Consider the following 16,367-nt stretch of genomic DNA (forward strand, 5'->3'; position numbering starts at 1 on the left):
GCGCGCCTGCGCGCGCGCGGCCCCGAGTGGGAAAGCCGGGCCGCGGTGCTCGCCAGCGCCTCGGCGCACTGGCTGCGCCATACCGCGGGGTCGCACATGACCGACCAGCAGGTGGACCTGCGTTTCGTGCGGGACAATTTCGGGCACGCGTCCATCTCGACCACCAGCGCTTACCTGCATACGGAAGACGATGCGCGGCACCAGGCCACACAGGAGCGGCATCGGATCGGCTGGACCAGCAAGACGTAGGCGCGCGCGCATGCCAATCCATGGCCTTTGCCCACGGCTATGAGCCGCACCTGCGGCTCAGCGCAGGATACGCGGCTGCTTCCGCGACCCGTTCAGTGCATGGAAGGCCCTCCAAGAAATCCTCCATGATTCGCTGGCGATTGGGGTGCATCTCATTTACAAGGGTGCGACGGGTGATGAGGCGGAGCGGGCGCTGGATAGGGATGCGCAACGGAAGGGTGAGGGTCGGTATCGCGTCTCCCGAGGGTAGGTCCACGGCCGGCTAATCCCGTCCGTGGCGTTGTCATGCTAAGACGGGCTTCGCGTAGGGCAAAAGACTCCGGGCCTCGTTTCCCGTGAATGGGGTCAGCCGGGTCACAACCGTTGCTGCCGGGTCTGAATCCCGCGTGCGGGCCTGATCCGCGACAGTTACGCCGACTTCGGGCCGAACCTGGAGGCGCGATTGTGGACAACAAGCAGCGGCTCGGGTCTGTGTTGCAGATTGCGCAGTATGTTCAGGAGAAATCAAACAGCACTTCACCCGCACAGACGGCACCGGCTCGGCTGCCCGGTCTACGGCCCGCGAGAGCTACTCTCCATGCGCGCGCCTGCCCTGCTGGCCGGCGCCAGCGGGAAATGCAGCGTGAACCGGATCAGGCCCGGCTCCGGGCAGGCAGCATCGGCCTGCCCCTTGTGCAGGCCCATGATGGCCTTGACGATGGCCAGGCCCAGGCCGCTGGACTCGGTGAGCCCGCTGCGCGCGGCATCGCCGCGGTAGAAACGGTCGAACAGCCGGCCGAGCTGGGCCGGCGGGATCGGCTCGCCACGGTTTTCCACGCAGATCAGCGTGCCGTCGGCCTGCTGCACGCCGCTCAGGCGCACCACGCTGCCCGGCGCGCCATAGCGCACCGCGTTGACGACGAGGTTGTTGATGGCGCGGCGGCACAGCAGCGCATTGGCCCAGAGCGTGCCGTCGGCCTCCACATCGAAGCGCATTCCCTTCTCGTCGGCGATCCCCTCGAAGTATTCCGCGATCTTGTGCAACTCCGACCGCAGCGGCACCGCCGACTGCTCGATGGTCAGCCGCGCGTGGTCCGCCTGCGCGAGAAACAGGATGTTCTCCGCGATATGCCTCAGCCGGCCGAGCTCCTCCAAGTTGGACTCAAGCACCTCCCGGTATTCCTCCGGCTTGCGCGGCTGGCTCAGCGTCACCTGCGTCTGCCCGATCAGCGCGCCCACCGGTGTGCGGATCTCGTGCGCCAGGTCGGCCGAGAACTGCGAGAGACGTTCGTAGCCTTCGCCCAGACGGTCGAGCATGGCATTAAAGGCGCGCACCAGGCTGCGCAGCTCGTCCGGCGCGCCATGCTCGTCGAGCCGCACCGCCAGGCTGACGGGACTGATCTGTGACGCGCGCGCGGCGATGCTGCCCACCGGCCGCAACCCGCGCCGGATGGCGAGGAACGCGAGCGCGGTGGCCGCCAGCATGCCCACCAGCGTGGCCAGCAGAACGCGGTCGCGGTAGGCGGCCAGCATCTGCGCTTCGTTGTTCATCGGATGGGCCGCGATCACCTCGACCACGCTGCCGTCGTCGTTCGAGCGCGCCCGCGCCGCGGCCCAGTGGATCGGCACGCCGCTGTCGAGCTGCGTGCGCAGGATGCTGGCGGCGGTGAGGCTGGCGCCGTCCGCGGGGGTCAGCGCGGCAAGCGCCGGCGGCACCGGCAGGTCGTCCGGGTTGACGTGGATGAAGGGTGGCTCGCCCGGCCTGCGGAAGAGCAGCACGTCGCGCTCGGCGCCGAGCATGGTCTCGAACAGCAGCGGCCGGTCCTTGAGCTCGGAGATCGTGTAGACGCTGCGCGCCAGCCGGCGGAAATGTGTCACGCGCCCGATAAGCTGCAGGTCGGCGCGCGCTTCCATCGAGGTCCTGGCGGAGTCGTAGAAGTACGCGCCCAGCGCGACGATCACCGCGCAGGCGATCAGCGCGAACAGGAGCATGGTGCGCGCCACCAGCGAGTGCGGGCGCTGGAGCCAGACGTTCATGCGCCTTCGCCGAAGGTGTAGCCGATGCTGCGCACGGTGTGGATCAGCTTCCTCTCGAACGGCTGGTCGACCTTGGCCCGCAGCCGCTTGATGGCCACGTCGACGACATTGGTGTCGCTGTCGAAGTTCATGTCCCACACCTCGGCGGCGATCAGCGTGCGCGGGAGCGCCTCGCCCTGCCGCTTGACCAGCAGGTGCAGCAGCAGGAACTCCTTGTTGGTCAGCGCGATCTCCACGCCTTGCCGCATCACCTTGCGGCGCAGGACGTCGAGCTTGAGGTCGGCGTACTCGAACGCCTCCGCCTCGCGCACCACGCCGCGCCGCAGCAGCGTGCGCACGCGCAGCAGCAGCTCGACGAAGGAGAACGGCTTGACGAGATAGTCGTCGGCGCCGAGTTCGAGGCCGCGGATGCGGTCGTTGACGTGGTCGCGCGCGGTCAGGAAGATCACCGGCAGGTCGCGCTGGGCGCGCAGCGAGCGCATGATCTCCCAGCCATCCATGCCCGGCAGCATCACGTCGAGCACGACGAGGTCATAGCGGTGCTCCAGCGCCAAGTGCAGGCCGTCCGTGCCGGTGCGCGCCAGGTCCACGGTGTAGCCGCTCTCGCGCAGGCCTTTGCGGAGATAGTCGCCGGTCTTGGGATCGTCTTCGATGACGAGGATGCTCATGATGCGGGTGGGGGACGCGGTTGAGGGACGCGGTGGGGAGCAGCGGTCGAACTGCCATTCTAGCGACGGCGCCGCAGCAGGTCGATGACACCTTTGTCATCAAAAAGTCACCAGAACGACCCGGGTGCCATCCTAACCTATCAGCAATTTTCCCTCGGAGAAACAGCATGACCTTCGTTTCGAGCAAGCTGGCGCGCACCGTGCTGGCCGCCACCCTGCTGGCCGGCGCCGCCGTCGCCGGCGCGCCCGCCGCGCTGGCCCAGAACGCCGCGGCTGCCCCGGCCAACGCGCCCGCCACCGCCCCGACCGGCGTGCGCGGCACCATCACCGCCCTCTCCGGCGACACGCTGAAGGTACGCACGCGCGCGGGGCAGGACCTGGACGTGGCCCTCGCCAAGGACACCGCCGTGCGCGCCGTGACGCTGGCCAAGGTGGACGAGATCCAGTCCGGCAGCTACATCGGCACGGCGGCGGTGCCGCAGGCCGACGGCTCGCTCAAGGCGCTCGAGGTGCATGTATTCCCGCCCAGTATGCGCGGCACCGGCGAGGGCCACCGCGCGTGGGACCTGGGCAAGAACAGCAGCATGACCAACGGCACCGTCGGCAGCGTGGTGGTGAGCAACGGCCGCACCATCACCGTGAAGTATCTCGAAGGCGAGAAGCGCATCGTGATCCCGGCCGACGTGCCCATTGTCAACCTCGAACCTGGCGACCGCTCGCTGCTGGTGCCAGGCACCCACGTGGTGCTGTTCGCCAGCAAGACGGCCGACGGCGCGCTGAGCGCGCGCTTCATCTCCGCCGGCAAGAACGGTGTCGTGCCACCCATGTAAGGCAGTCCCGCCATGCGCAAGCCAGCCTCCCCCGCGTGCAAGCGCCGCGCCGTTGTCCATCCACTGGCGGTACGCGCCACGCACTGGATCAATGCCTTTGCCATGACCTGCATGGTGATGAGCGGCTGGGCCATCTACAACGCCTCGCCGCTGTTCGGCTTCCGCTTCCCGGCGTGGGCCACGGTGGGGGGCTGGCTGGGTGGCTCGATCGCCTGGCACTTCGCCGCGATGTGGCTGCTGTGCGCCAACGGACTGCTGTACCTGGGCTACGGCATGGTCACAGGCCACTTCCGCCGCCATTTCCTGCCGCTGGGCCCCGGCGCCGTGCTGCGCGACGCGGGCCTGGCGCTGCGCCTGAGGCTGCCGCACCGCCCCGGCGCCTACAACGCGGTGCAGCGGATGATGTATGCGGCGGTGCTGCTACTGGGCGTGGCGGTGGTGGCGTCCGGGCTGGCGATCTGGAAGCCGGTGCAACTGTACTGGCTGGCGGATCTGTTCGGCGGTTTCGATACCGCGCGCCGCGTGCACTTCTTCGCCATGGCGGGCATCGTCGGCTTCGTCGCCGTGCACCTGGCCCTGGTGATCGTGGTGCCATCCACCCTTCTGCCGATGTTCACCGGCCGCGCCCCGCGCGGCCATCGTGGAGAGGCCAAAGCATGACCGATGCGACCCGCGAGGCGCCAGGCGCGCGCCACGATGACCCGGCCCGCGAAGCCGGCCGTGAAACCGCCAGCATCATCCAGCCCCCGCACCAGCGCCTCAGCGTGGCCGACTTCCGGCCGCAACTCGCGCGCCTGGAGCGGCGCAATTTCCTGCGCTCCTCGCTGTCGCTGGGCGCGCTGTCGATGCTGGCCGGTTGCACGCTGCAGGACGGCGACACCGTTGACAAGGTGCTGTGGTCCATGTCGCGCTGGAACGACCGCGTGCAGGCCTGGCTGTTCAACCGCAACCGGCTGGCGCCCAGCTATGCACGCGGCCAGATCACCCAGCCGTTTCCCTTCAACGCCTTCTACCAGGAGTTCGACGTACCCGAGGTGGACGGCAATGACTACCAGTTGGAAGTCTCCGGCCTGGTTACCGACAAGCGGCCCTGGAACCTCGCGCGGCTGCGCGCGCTGCCGCAGGCGGGCCATATCACGCGCCATATCTGCATCGAAGGCTGGAGCGCCATCGGTGAATGGCGCGGTGTGCCGCTGCGCACATTCCTGCAGCGCATCGGCGCGGACACAACGGCGCGCTATGTCGGCTTCAAATGCGCGGACCGCTACTACTCCAGCCTCGACATGGAGACGGCGCTGCATCCGCAGACCCTCCTGGCGCTGGACTTCGGAAGCGCGCCCTTGCCCGCCAAGTACGGCTATCCGCTCAAGCTGCGCGTGCCGACCAAGCTGGGCTTCAAGAATCCCAAGCACATCGCCGCCCTGTTCGTCACCAACGAGAACCCGGGCGGCTACTGGGAAGACCAGGGCTACAACTGGTTCAGCGGTATCTAGCGGGATCTGGCGCGACGCATGATCCCGCGGTTTGCGACTTGCGGCACCATGCCCGTGTCCGCCTTCTCGCTGCGACCATCGCTTGCCATATGACGTGCCTCCAAGGCGCTCAAAGGAGCCAGCGTGGCACTTGGCGGGCGTACTCGTACCACTTGGCACCATGCGTGTGTGCAAGCCAAGGCTCCTCCCCAAAGACTACGCGCAAGTGGAAAGCGACTCCGACGATGATGGCGTAGTTGTGCAAGCCCGGGAAGCCGAACGACATCGCTCAACCCAGAAGTATGAGCTTGAGGGAGACGTACATGGGCTTGCGCGTATAGCGATACAGGCCAATGAAAATCCGTCCGCAGTGGGAGTAATGCTTGGCGAGTGAGCCGAAAACGGGCGCCAAACCGCTGGAAAACCGATGAAATGGCGGCTGGCTTCCGGATTGTGAAAAATGCTGGGCATACGAGCTGCGCAGCGGGAAGCTCTGCCCGTGCGCAGCGAGTACTTCAGCACCCTGCTAGCTAGGCAAAATCGCCACTCAGGCATTTTCCCCACTTTCCGCGCGAAGTTGGCCGCCGTACTTCTCGGCGAACTCGACCGCAGTGAGCTCGCGGAAATCGGCCAAGGCCGCATCGATTTGCTCGGGGTTCCAGTGCCACCAGGCGATCTGCTGCAGCCGTTCTGAAGTGTGCGTGTCGACGCGAAAGCGCAGCACGCGCGCCGGCACTCCGACGACGATAGCGAATGGCGGCACATCTTTGGTCACGACCGCTCCTGAACCGACGGCTGCCCCCGTGCCGATAGTGACACCGGGCATGATGATGGCGTCATGGCCGAGCCACACATCGTGACCGATCTCGACCCTGTCCTGCGCGCGCCATTGGAAGATGCCGGCGTCGTCGTCGAGCGAGAGCCCATACGAGCGTGAGCGATAGGTAAAGTGGTGGTGGGTCGCCCGCCACGACGGGTGGTTGGGCGGGTTGATGCGCACGCCGGTGGCGATGTTGGCGAACTTGCCGATGAGTGCGTGGGCGATCTGATTGTCGCCCATCGCATAGCCGTAGTCGCCGATTACTGATTCGGCAACATGACTGCGTGGGCCGAGATAGGTGTAGCGGCCAAAGTCGCTAGCGCGAACCACTGCCGTCGAATGGATCTCCGGCTATTCTGACAAGACACGGCCGAGCGTCCACGGATCCGCAGAGACGCCATGATTAATCAGCATAAAATCTCGCAATTCAATGTTGAGGTGACAGCGACTGCGCTTGCCCCGCACTCACATAACGAGGCTGCGCAGATAGGCGGAAACGCGTTCGGTGCAAGCGACCGGTACGAAGGTGGCGATCAACAGGAACGACACCATCTGGTGAAGACGGTCGTGATGCTGGGCGCGGTCCACCTGCGCATCGCGAATCACGAACGCCGCGTCCGATGTTCCACCGCACGCCGGGACGCGGCACGAGATGTTTCTCGAGATTGTCCGTGTGCAGTTTGATCAGGCCAGGCAACAGATAGTCGCCGTCCCAGTCAGCGGCCTCGCGAGCGGACGTGATGCCGCGCTCCAGATCGCGGATGAGGCCGTCTTCGATACGCAAGGAGCCTGTAAGTTCTTCATCTCGCGTGACGACGCGAGCGTTCCTGATCAGCATCGACGCGCTCCGTATGTGTGTCTGCCTCTGTGTAGTGTTGCTTTAATACGCAGCGTAGTGGTTGTAATTCGAGGCTGCGCGTCGCGACTTCTGGGAGCACTGCACGTGCGTGAAGACCGCCATCCGCTCTCGCCGCAAAGCGGAAGCAGTGAAGGCTAGAGTGGCGCTCACCGGTGTTCATGCTCATCCAGAGAATGGTCATGGCGCATCTATTAATCTCGACGTCTAGATGATTTATATGGGAAATATCGAGTGATCGTTTACGCGAGCGATGTACTTCATCTTTCTATCACGGCTGGCGCCCGGCAATGCGTGACATCGCAATGATTAGAACCTGTGGGGTTGACAACACCATGACAACGACAGACAAAGCAGTGCCGCATACCCCGCCCGACCTTGGGGCGGGGGTTGCAGTCTAGCGGCAGATCGAAGACATCCGCGCTGCCGAGATTGCATCAGGCGTCTTCGGTGAGGACTGTGGTTTGGAAAATGCCATATCAAAGTCACCAAATCATCGAAGAGTTGCTGTTCGAGCGCGGCGTGATCGTCAGCTACGAGACGGTCCGCCGCTGGTGCGACAAGTTCGGCGCGGGCTTCGCACATCGCGCCAAGGCGGCTCGCTCCAATTCCGGCAGCGCGTGGCATCTCGACGAGGTGTTCGTCACCCTGCGCGGCTAGCCTTATCTACTGTGGCAAGCTGTCGATCAGCACGTCGCCGAACTGGATGTCCTGCGCGACAATCCAGCTTCCGGTGCGGCGGGAGTGGCGGCGTGCCTTATTCCCAGGCGCTGGAGTAGTGCCTTACCTTCGGGGGTCAGTCGGTACTCGGTACCGGCGGAAGACGTTTCGACGACTTCCGCCAACAACTCTTGTTGGAGAATGATTGCGTCAGGGTCGGCGAGTGGGACTTGGCCAGGCGCGCTGAACAGCACCAAAAGCACTGCAATCTCGTGGGGGCTAAGCAGCTTCTTCATTGGAAGTCATCTCGATGAAAGTTGCCGTTGTGCGCGTTCCGCTGACGGCACGAGCCGACGGAGCCGCCTGCCAACATGCATGCCACCAGTTCGGCTATCGAAATATTTGCCGTGTCTATCAACTACCTCAGCGGTAGGCCGACACCGGCGGCCTGAAAGGCTCAGGGTACCGTCGAGTATGGTTGCCTCTTAGGGCATGTCGCCGTGATGATGCTGATGACCTTCAATGGCATCCGGGCCATGGTCGGAGAAATGGGCGTCAAACCATTTGTCCAGGGCAGCGGCCAACTTGGGGGCCGATGTTCAATAGACTAGCTCGCCCCCCTTTCAACATCTCGATACCCAATGGCGATTTGACTTGCTTTGGCCGCACGAAGTTCGGATGCACCGGGCATGTCTTTGCCGTGAATGTGGGTAGGATCCGAAAAGTCGCCCTGGAGAAACTGCTGCTCTACCTCTTGCAAGTGCTCCCTCGAGTGGGGTTCCGGCTGAAGGCCCCGAATCAAAATTCTGGTGGAACCAGCCGGTTGCTTGACGCCGAACTGCGAGCCAAAGTTCTTTCTCTCCAGAAGCCCCTGGTAGCGACCGACCACGCGCACATCGCCCAGCCCGTTGCCAGACGAGCCCGATGCATCGGTGTCTCCTGGGGAGATCGTGGTATGGGTCCGGCTGACATATGACACCTGAACGTTGACACCCCAATCCGAGTTGAAGCTTTATTCAATGCATACATGAGCACCCGATAGGGTTGTGTCGCAGAAAAGCAGAATCAGCAGCCGAAGTTGGCAATGGCCGTATTGGTTACGCTGCCAGGGGTAAAATTGCTGTGCTTGGCCAGCCAGGAACGCCACCGCAACGGCTGGAAGCCTGCCACCGGGAGCAATCCCATGCGAAGCAGCGTGCGGTTTCGTGGGCCCCCGGTGCCGGCAATCCCGGGAAATATACACTCGTGTGAATGCGTCCGCTGCGCCGGCGACCCGCCATCGCGGTTCTGTTCTGCTGGCACAGCGGATGGACAGGACGAAGTTCTCCACGAGAAAGCACGGGTTTCGCCGCCGCTTGCGCCGGAACCCACAGCACCGATTGCACAGCCGCGCCAGCGGATGCTCCGATAGTGTCAGTAGACAATCCTCCCTTTTTCTGACGGACTTGCCCCCCGCTTTTGGCCACTCCCGCGGCATGCTGCAATACGTGCATGGTTTACTTAACACATCCCCCTTCGTGGAAGGACGGCCATGCTGACTTGCCACCCACTGCTGCTGTTGAGGACCGTTACTAACGCAGCGCGTTGGCTTCCGCCACCGCTACCGCCGTCATATTGACGATGCGGCGCGTGGTGGCTTGCGGGTTGAGGATGTGCACCGGCTTGGCCGCGCCCAGCAGGATCGGACCAATGGTGACACCCTGTCCGCCCGTGATCTTGAGCAGGTTGACAGCAGGTTGGCGCTGCCAGCCAGCTTGGTGCCAGGCAGGAAGTGGCGGCGTACATCCTCGACCAGGGCGGCGTCGCCCTGCATCTCGCCTTCCACTTCCAGGTGCGGCGCCTCGCGGGCCAGGATCTCCTGGGCCGCGCGCATCTTCCGGGCCGACGGCCGGTTCGACGAGCCGAACATCGAGTGCGACATCAGCGCCACCTTCGGATGCTGGCCGAAACGCGCGATTTCCTCGGCAGCCAGCTGCGTGATGGCGGCCAGTTCCTCGGCGGTGGGGTCGTCATTGACGAAGGTGTCGGTGATGAACAGCGTGTACTTCTCAAGCATCAGCGCGTTCATCGCGGCGAACACCTTGGCGCCCGGCGCCAGGCCGATCACGTCCCGCACGTGCTCCAGGTGGGCTTCGAAGCGGCCCACGGTGCCGCACAGCAGCGCGTCGGCGTCACCCATATGCATCAGCATGGTGCCGATCAGCGTATTGGAGCGGCGCAGCGCCACCTTGGCCATGTCGGGCGTCACGCCGTCGCGGCCGCGCAGCGCGTGRTAGGCCTCGTGGTAGGCGCGGTAGCGCGGATCGTCTTCCGGGTTGATCAGCTCGAAGTCCRCGCCGGCCTTCAGGCGCAAGCCCGCTTTCTCGATGCGCATCTGGATCACGTGCGGGCGGCCGATCAGGATCGGGCGCGCCAGGCCTTCGTCCACCACGGTCTGCACCGCGCGCAGCACGCGCTCTTCCTCGCCCTCGGCGTAGACCACGCGCTTGGGCGCGGCCTTGGCGGCCGTGAACACCGGCTTCATGATCAGGCCGGTATGGTAGACGTACTGGGTGAGCTGCTGGCGGTAGGCCTCCAGGTCCTTGATGGGACGCGTGGCCACGCCGGATTCTTCAGCGGCCTTGGCCACCGCCGGCGCGATCTTCTCGATCAGGCGCTGGTCGAACGGCGTCGGGATAATGTAGTCGGGGCCAAACTTCAGTTCCTGGCCGCCATAGGCGGCGGCAACGGCGTCGTTCAGCTCGGCTTCGGCCAGCTCGGCAATGGCCTTGACGCAGGCCAGCTTCATTTCCTCCGTGATCTTGGTGGCGCCGCAATCGAGCGCGCCGCGGAAGATGTACGGGAAGCACAGCACGTTGTTGACCTGGTTCGGATAGTCCGAACGGCCGGTGGCGATGATGCAGTCCGGGCGGGCGGCCTTGGCCACTTCCGGGCGGATTTCCGGTTCCGGGTTGGCCAGCGCCAGGATGATCGGCTTGTCGGCCATGGTCTTGACCATCTCGGCGGTCAGCACGCCGGCAGCCGAGCAACCCAGGAACACGTCGGCGCCGTCGACCACGTCGGCCAGGGTGCGGGCCGAGGTTTCCTGTGCGTAGCGGGCCTTGTTGGGCTCCATGTTGGCGTCGCGGCCGACATAGATCACGCCCTTGGAATCCACCACGGAGACATTGGTGCGGGTCACGCCCAGGCTCACCATGGTGTCCAGGCAGGCGATGGCCGCCGCGCCGGCGCCCGATACCGCCAGCCTGACCTTGGCGATATCCTTGCCCACCACCTTCAGGCCATTGAGCAGTGCCGCCGCCGAGATGATGGCGGTACCGTGCTGGTCGTCGTGGAAGACGGGAATATTCATGCGCTCGCGCAGCTTCTTCTCGATGTAGAAGCACTCGGGCGCCTTGATGTCCTCGAGGTTGACGCCGCCCAGGGTCGGCTCCAGCGCCGCCACGATCTCGACGATCTTGTCCGGGTCGCGCGCATCGAGTTCGATGTCGAACACGTCGATGCCGGCGAATTTCTTGAACAGGCAGCCCTTGCCTTCCATCACCGGCTTGCCGGCSAGGGGACCGATATCGCCCATGCCAAGCACGGCGGTACCGTTGGTGATCACCGCCACCAGGTTGCCGCGCGAGGTGTACTCGGCGGCCATCGCCGGATCCTTGGCGATTTCCTCGCAGGCGTAAGCCACGCCGGGCGAGTAGGCCAGGGACAGGTCGCGCTGGTTGGACAGTGCCTTGGTCGCGGTTACCTGGATCTTGCCCTTGGTCGGGCTGCGGTGGTATTCCAGCGCGGCCAGGCGCAATTGCGCTTCAGGACTATTGGGGGCATGTTGCGGTGCATCACCGCCGGTCTTGCTGGTCATTATGCTCGTCCAGGAAGTGGCCCAGCCAGTGCCCGCCGGGGCCACGCAGGTCGTATCCGGCGTGCTTGCCGGAATCTTCCATTGCAGCTTTCAAAAACGGGCGCCGGCGGCTCGGGCCGAAAAATCGAGCCGTCATTCTAGCTCACGCAAGCCCGGCGCGAAGCCCCTCCCAGAGGTGCATCCCGCGGTAACCTGGTACACACGGCGCCCCGTAGCCGCATCCTTGAAGAACACGCGCAGCGTGGACTGCGTCACCGGCACATCGCGCACGACGGTTTGCGGCGGCCAGTAGCCCGGACCGCCCCAGCCCCAGGGTCCCCAAGGGCGGTAGTAAGGCCCCCAGTACGGGCCGCCATACCAGGGATCAGGGTACACGGTCTCCTGCACCCGCATCAGCCCCGAGTTGCTGTCGTATTCCATATTGACGAGGTAGTGCGCCTGCGGGCGCGCCACCTGTTCGAAGCCGACCCCCGTCAACGCCTGCGCCAGCCATTGCTCGTAGGTCTGGTCCTCGAACCGGCCCTCCTTGCCTGCCCCGTGATCAAAGGCATAGGTGCGCGGCGGATCGTTCTGCCAGTTGCCCTGGCTGAAGGCCGTCACCTCCGTGGTGACGGTGCTGGCGCAGCCGGACAGCAGCGCCACGCCAAGCAGGGCCATGCCCGCCACCAGCCTGCTGCCGCGCAAGCCCCTGCCGGCCAGCCGGCTCCATTCCCTGCAAAACCATAGTCCGGTCATGATGCCCCCACACCGATTGTTGTTAGCCACGTGATTCAGACCGTGCCGGGCGGGCGAAATTCCGCGGCGCCGCGGCGCATCCGAGCCGTCGTCCCGCCGCTTGGCTACAATGGGTTTTTCAGTGCCTGGGCGCGCGGCCCGGCAGGGGCTGCGCCCCTCCCTCCCCCCGTGCCCATGGCGACCAAGCCGCCCAAAGTGGCCCACAGAGGACAGGATTCTTCCATGCTGCGCACCGACACGCCCGTTACCGTCCACCGCAAAGACTATACTCCGCCGGCCTTCGCATTTGAGCACGTCGACCTTGTGCTTGAACTCGATCCCGCCCGCACGGTGGTCACCAATACCTTGCGTTTCACCCGCCAGGGACCGGGCCCGCTGGTGCTGGCCGGCGAGGAACTGGAACTGGTCGGCGTCAGCCTCGACGGCAAGCCGCTGGATGGCGCGCGCCAGGAAGCGGACAGCCTGACCCTGCCCGAACTTCCCGCGCAAGGCACGCTGGAAATCGTCACCGCCTGCCAGCCGGCCGCCAATACGTCGCTGTCCGGGCTCTATGTGTCCAACGGCAACTTCTTCACCCAGTGCGAAGCCGAGGGCTTCCGCAAGATCACCTATTACCTGGATCGCCCCGACGTGATGTCGACCTTCCGGGTCACGCTGCGCGCGCAACGCGCGGCCTACCCCGTGCTGCTGTCCAACGGCAACCTGATCGGCGAGCGCGAGCTGCCGGACGGGCGCCACGAAGCCGTCTGGGAAGACCCGTTCAAGAAACCCGCCTACCTGTTCGCGCTGGTGGCCGGCAAACTGGAGTGCATCGAGGAACGCATCGCCTCCGCCTCCGGCAAGGAAAAGCTGCTGCAGGTCTGGGTGGAGCCGCAGGACCTGCCCAAGACGCGGCACGCCATGGATTCGCTGATCCACTCGATCCGCTGGGACGAGCGGCGCTTCGGCCTGGAGCTGGATCTCGACCGCTTCATGATCGTCGCGGTGGGCGACTTCAACATGGGCGCGATGGAGAACAAGGGCCTCAACATCTTCAACACCAAGTACGTGCTGGCCAACGCCCAGACCGCCACCGACACCGACTTCGGCAATATCGAATCGGTGGTCGGGCACGAGTATTTCCACAACTGGACCGGCAACCGCGTGACCTGCCGCGACTGGTTCCAGCTCTCGCTCAAGGAAGGCCTGACGGTATTCCGCGACCAGGAATTCTCGGCCGACATGATGGGCTCCGAATCCGGCCGCGCGGTCAAGCGCATCGAGGACGTGCGCATGCTGCGCCAGGTGCAGTTCCCCGAGGACGCCGGCCCCATGGCGCATCCGGTGCGTCCCGACAGTTACGAGGAAATCAACAACTTCTACACCGTGACGGTGTATGAAAAAGGCGCCGAAGTCGTGCGCATGTACCAGACCCTGCTGGGCCGCGATGGTTTCCGCAAGGGCATGGACCTGTACTTCCGGCGCCATGACGGACAGGCCGTGACCTGCGACGATTTCCGTGCGGCCATGGCCGACGCCAACGGGCGCGACCTGACCCAGTTCGGCCGCTGGTACAGCCAGGCCGGCACACCGGTGGTTACCGTGCGCACCGCCTGGGATGGCGCCAACGGCAGCCTGACGCTGACGCTGTCGCAAAGCTGCCCCAAGGTGGGCATCGAAACGCATCCCGGCACGCCGGACAAACTGCCTTTCCACATCCCCTTTGCGCTGGGCCTGATCGACGCCGACGGGAAAGACCTGCCGCTGCAACTCGAAGGCGAAAGCCAGCCCGGCGCCACCACGCGCGTGCTGGACTTCACCGAAGCCGAGCAAAGCTTCCGCTTTGTCAACCTGCCGCGCGGCGCCGAGCCCCCGCTGGCGTCGCTGCTGCGCGACTTCTCCGCGCCGGTCATCGTCGATGCCGACTACAGCGAGGCACTGCTCACCTTCCTGCTGGCCCACGACAGCGACCCGTTCAACCGCTGGGAAGCGGGCCAGCGCCTGACCACGCGCGCCCTGTTGCAACTGGTGGCGCAGTCCCAGGCCGGCCACGAGCTCAACCTCGACCCGGCACTGGTGGCGGCACTGCGCACCGTGCTCAACGATGCGCAACTCAGCCCCGCCTTCCGCGAACAGACGCTGACGCTGCCGGCCGAGGCCTACCTCGCCGAGCGCATGGGCGTGGCCGATCCGGCCGCCATCCACCGCGCGCGCCAGTTCATGCGCGAAGCGCTGGCGCGTGCGCTGAAGGCCGACTGGCTGGCCGCCTTCGAAGCCAATGCCACGCCCGGCGCCTACAGCCCGGACGCCGTGTCCGCGGGCAAGCGCGCACTGCGCAACCTGGCACTGGGCTACCTGGCCGACAGCGGCGACGCCGCCATGCAGGCGCTGGCCGAGGCGCAGTACCAGGCCGCCGACAATATGACGGACCGCTTCGCCGCGCTGAGCGCGATGGTGAACACCTTCGCGCCGGGGCGCGAAGCCGCGCTGGCGGATTTCTACCAGCGCTTCGAGCAGGACGCGCTGGTGATCGACAAATGGTTCTCGCTGCAAGGCATGCAGCGCGGCACCGTCGGGCCGCAGGCCGCCGGCCACGCAGGCAAGCGCACCATCGAGACCGTGCGCGCGCTGATGCAGCACCCGGCCTTCAACCTGCGCAACCCCAACCGCGCGCGCTCGCTGATCTTCAGCTTCTGCGCGGCCAACCCGGCGCAGTTCCATGCCGAGGACGGCTCGGGCTATGCCTTCTGGGCCGAGCAGGTGCTGGCGCTGGACGCCATCAACCCGCAGGTGGCCTCGCGCCTGGCGCGGGTCATGGACCGCTGGCAGAAATATGCCCTGCCGCTGCGCGACCGCATGCGCGCGGCGCTGGAGCAGGTGGCCGCGGCCAGCGACCTGTCGCGCGACGTCCGCGAGATCGTCAGCAAGGCGCTGGCGGCGTAACGCAGCACAGCGGTTGGTGGCGGATGGCGGGCCCCCGCCCGCCCGCCACCGGCAGGCCGCGGGCCCGCCCCAGTGGCCGGCCGGGCTGGCGCCCATGTAGAATTGCCGCCATTCAAGGAGAATCCCCATGAGTCGCATCAGCCTCACCCGCTACCTGGTCGAGGAGCAGCGCAAGCACAACACGATCGAGCCCGAACTGCGGCTGCTGATCGAAGTGGTGGCGCGCGCCTGCAAGGCCATTTCGAATTCCGTCAGCAAGGGCGCCCTCGCCGGCATCCTCGGCTCCGCCGGCACCGGCAACGTGCAAGGCGAAACCCAGCAAAAGCTGGACGTGATCGCCAACGAAGTCCTGCTCGACGCCAATGAATGGGGCGGCCACCTCGCCGCCATGGCCTCGGAGGAAATGGACAGCTTCTACGAGATCCCGAACCGCTATCCCAAGGGCGAATACCTGCTGCTGTTCGATCCGCTCGACGGCTCGTCCAACATCGACGTGAACGTGTCGATCGGCACCATCTTCTCGGTACTGCACATGCCCAAGCCGGGCCAGACCGTAACCGAGACCGACTTCATGCAGGCCGGCAGCCGCCAGGTCGCCGCCGGCTACGCCGTGTACGGCCCGCAGACCACGCTGGTGCTGACCGTCGGCAACGGCGTGCACATGTTCACGCTGGACCGCGAAGCCGGCAGCTTCGTGCTGACGCAATCCGACGTGATGATCCCGGAAGACACCAAGGAATTCGCGATCAACATGTCCAACATGCGCCACTGGGCCCCGCCCGTGCGCCGCTATATCGACGAATGCCTGGCCGGCGACGAAGGCCCGCGCGGCAAGAACTTCAACATGCGCTGGATCGCCTCGATGGTGGCCGACGTACACCGCATCCTSACSCGCGGCGGCATCTTCATGTACCCGTGGGACAAGCGCGAACCGGAAAAACCCGGCAAGCTGCGCCTGATGTACGAAGCCAACCCCATGGCGATGCTGGTCGAGCAAGCCGGCGGCGCGGCCACCAACGGTGTTGAGCGCATCCTGGACATCCAGCCGGAGAAACTGCACCAGCGCGTGTCGGTGATCCTTGGGTCAAAGAACGAGGTGGAACGCGTCACGCGCTATCACCAGGAAGAGAAGACGGCGGGCTGATTGCCGCCAGCGAGCAGCACGCGTTGAAAGGAACGGGGCCAGTCGCTGGTCCCGTTTTTTTTATGCTTTGTCCCTGTCCCGCACGCCAACAGACAACGCACCCGCATGTGGCCGACATCGTCGCAGACGGTTGGTG

The 16,367-nt window shown here is 65.4% G+C and carries 11 protein-coding genes and 3 pseudogenes; 7 read left to right on the forward strand and 7 right to left on the reverse strand.

The window, feature by feature from the left end:
* The coding region (locus tag AC1DN0_RS39090) for a tyrosine-type recombinase/integrase (protein ID WP_477112144.1) at positions 1-249 on the forward strand (249 nt) is incomplete at its 5' end.
* A gap of 552 nt (positions 250-801) precedes the next feature.
* On the opposite strand, the gene AC1DN0_RS39095 is transcribed toward AC1DN0_RS39090, so the two are convergent.
* Together AC1DN0_RS39095 and AC1DN0_RS39100 are read right to left on the reverse strand one after the other, a co-directional pair.
* A complete protein-coding gene (locus AC1DN0_RS39095; RefSeq protein ID WP_477112145.1) occupies positions 802-2,265 on the reverse strand; it encodes a heavy metal sensor histidine kinase in 1,464 nt (487 codons plus the stop codon).
* On the reverse strand, positions 2,262-2,933 hold the full coding sequence (locus tag AC1DN0_RS39100; protein ID WP_477112146.1) for a heavy metal response regulator transcription factor: 672 nt from the start codon (positions 2,931-2,933) through the stop codon (positions 2,262-2,264). The genes AC1DN0_RS39095 and AC1DN0_RS39100 overlap by 4 nt, the downstream gene beginning before the upstream one ends.
* A gap of 167 nt (positions 2,934-3,100) precedes the next feature.
* Between AC1DN0_RS39100 and AC1DN0_RS39105 the strand changes: the two genes are divergently transcribed.
* The 3 genes from AC1DN0_RS39105 to AC1DN0_RS39115 are packed head-to-tail and all read left to right on the forward strand — an operon-like array spanning position 3,101 to position 5,256.
* Entirely contained in the window at positions 3,101-3,763 is a 663-nt protein-coding gene (locus AC1DN0_RS39105) for a hypothetical protein (RefSeq protein ID WP_477112147.1), read from the forward strand.
* 12 nt (positions 3,764-3,775) lie between these two features.
* Entirely contained in the window at positions 3,776-4,423 is a 648-nt protein-coding gene (locus AC1DN0_RS39110; protein ID WP_477112148.1) for a cytochrome b/b6 domain-containing protein, read from the forward strand.
* Positions 4,420-5,256 (forward strand): molybdopterin-dependent oxidoreductase, encoded by an 837-nt coding sequence (locus tag AC1DN0_RS39115; RefSeq protein WP_477112149.1) that lies wholly within the window; start codon positions 4,420-4,422, stop codon positions 5,254-5,256. The genes AC1DN0_RS39110 and AC1DN0_RS39115 overlap by 4 nt, the downstream gene beginning before the upstream one ends.
* Before the next feature lie 526 nt (positions 5,257-5,782).
* Here AC1DN0_RS39115 and AC1DN0_RS39120 read toward each other — a convergent pair.
* Both AC1DN0_RS39120 and AC1DN0_RS39125 read right to left on the reverse strand, forming a co-directional pair.
* Positions 5,783-6,385: a DapH/DapD/GlmU-related protein gene (locus AC1DN0_RS39120; RefSeq protein WP_477112150.1), complete on the reverse strand. Its 603-nt coding sequence runs from the start codon at positions 6,383-6,385 to the stop codon at positions 5,783-5,785.
* A gap of 227 nt (positions 6,386-6,612) precedes the next feature.
* Positions 6,613-6,893, reverse strand: a pseudogene (locus tag AC1DN0_RS39125) (alpha-D-ribose 1-methylphosphonate 5-triphosphate diphosphatase); the annotation flags it as partial.
* Positions 6,894-7,361: 468 nt separating this feature from the next.
* Here AC1DN0_RS39125 and AC1DN0_RS39130 point away from each other — a divergent pair.
* A pseudogene (locus AC1DN0_RS39130) lies at positions 7,362-7,568 on the forward strand (IS6 family transposase); the annotation flags it as partial.
* Between the two features lie 29 nt (positions 7,569-7,597).
* On the opposite strand, the gene AC1DN0_RS39135 reads toward AC1DN0_RS39130, so the two are convergent.
* The 3 genes and pseudogenes from AC1DN0_RS39135 to AC1DN0_RS39145 all read right to left on the reverse strand — a co-directional run bounded on the left by AC1DN0_RS39135 (position 7,598) and on the right by AC1DN0_RS39145 (position 12,087).
* Entirely contained in the window at positions 7,598-7,867 is a 270-nt protein-coding gene (locus tag AC1DN0_RS39135) for a hypothetical protein (RefSeq protein ID WP_477112151.1), read from the reverse strand.
* Between the two features lie 1,275 nt (positions 7,868-9,142).
* Positions 9,143-11,430: pseudogene (locus AC1DN0_RS39140) on the reverse strand (NADP-dependent malic enzyme).
* A gap of 132 nt (positions 11,431-11,562) precedes the next feature.
* Positions 11,563-12,087: a DUF4136 domain-containing protein gene (locus AC1DN0_RS39145; RefSeq protein WP_477146511.1), complete on the reverse strand. Its 525-nt coding sequence runs from the start codon at positions 12,085-12,087 to the stop codon at positions 11,563-11,565.
* A gap of 300 nt (positions 12,088-12,387) precedes the next feature.
* Here AC1DN0_RS39145 and pepN point away from each other — a divergent pair, with 300 nt between their 5' ends.
* Both pepN and AC1DN0_RS39155 read left to right on the forward strand, forming a co-directional pair.
* On the forward strand, positions 12,388-15,087 hold the full coding sequence (gene pepN, locus AC1DN0_RS39150; protein WP_441628158.1) for an aminopeptidase N: 2,700 nt from the start codon (positions 12,388-12,390) through the stop codon (positions 15,085-15,087).
* Positions 15,088-15,214: 127 nt separating this feature from the next.
* Positions 15,215-16,231 carry a class 1 fructose-bisphosphatase gene (locus tag AC1DN0_RS39155; RefSeq protein ID WP_045238606.1) on the forward strand — a complete coding sequence of 339 codons (1,017 nt, stop codon included), beginning with the start codon at positions 15,215-15,217 and terminating at the stop codon, positions 16,229-16,231.
* Positions 16,232-16,367: the final 136 nt, after the last annotated feature.

Source organism: Cupriavidus sp. 05N39 (genome assembly GCF_056397325.1).

What these genes read in the sequence shown, in the direction of transcription:
- AC1DN0_RS39095 (WP_477112145.1), bottom strand. Translation starts at nt 2,265, where the DNA reads ATGAACGTCTGGCTCCAGCGCCCGCACTCGCTGGTGGCGCGCACCATG.
- AC1DN0_RS39100 (WP_477112146.1), bottom strand. Translation starts at nt 2,933, where the DNA reads ATGAGCATCCTCGTCATCGAAGACGATCCCAAGACCGGCGACTATCTC.
- AC1DN0_RS39105 (WP_477112147.1), top strand. Translation starts at nt 3,101, where the DNA reads ATGACCTTCGTTTCGAGCAAGCTGGCGCGCACCGTGCTGGCCGCCACC.
- AC1DN0_RS39110 (WP_477112148.1), top strand. Translation starts at nt 3,776, where the DNA reads ATGCGCAAGCCAGCCTCCCCCGCGTGCAAGCGCCGCGCCGTTGTCCAT.
- AC1DN0_RS39115 (WP_477112149.1), top strand. Translation starts at nt 4,420, where the DNA reads ATGACCGATGCGACCCGCGAGGCGCCAGGCGCGCGCCACGATGACCCG.
- AC1DN0_RS39135 (WP_477112151.1), bottom strand. Translation starts at nt 7,867, where the DNA reads ATGAAGAAGCTGCTTAGCCCCCACGAGATTGCAGTGCTTTTGGTGCTG.
- AC1DN0_RS39145 (WP_477146511.1), bottom strand. Translation starts at nt 12,087, where the DNA reads ATGGCCCTGCTTGGCGTGGCGCTGCTGTCCGGCTGCGCCAGCACCGTC.
- pepN (WP_441628158.1), top strand. Translation starts at nt 12,388, where the DNA reads ATGCTGCGCACCGACACGCCCGTTACCGTCCACCGCAAAGACTATACT.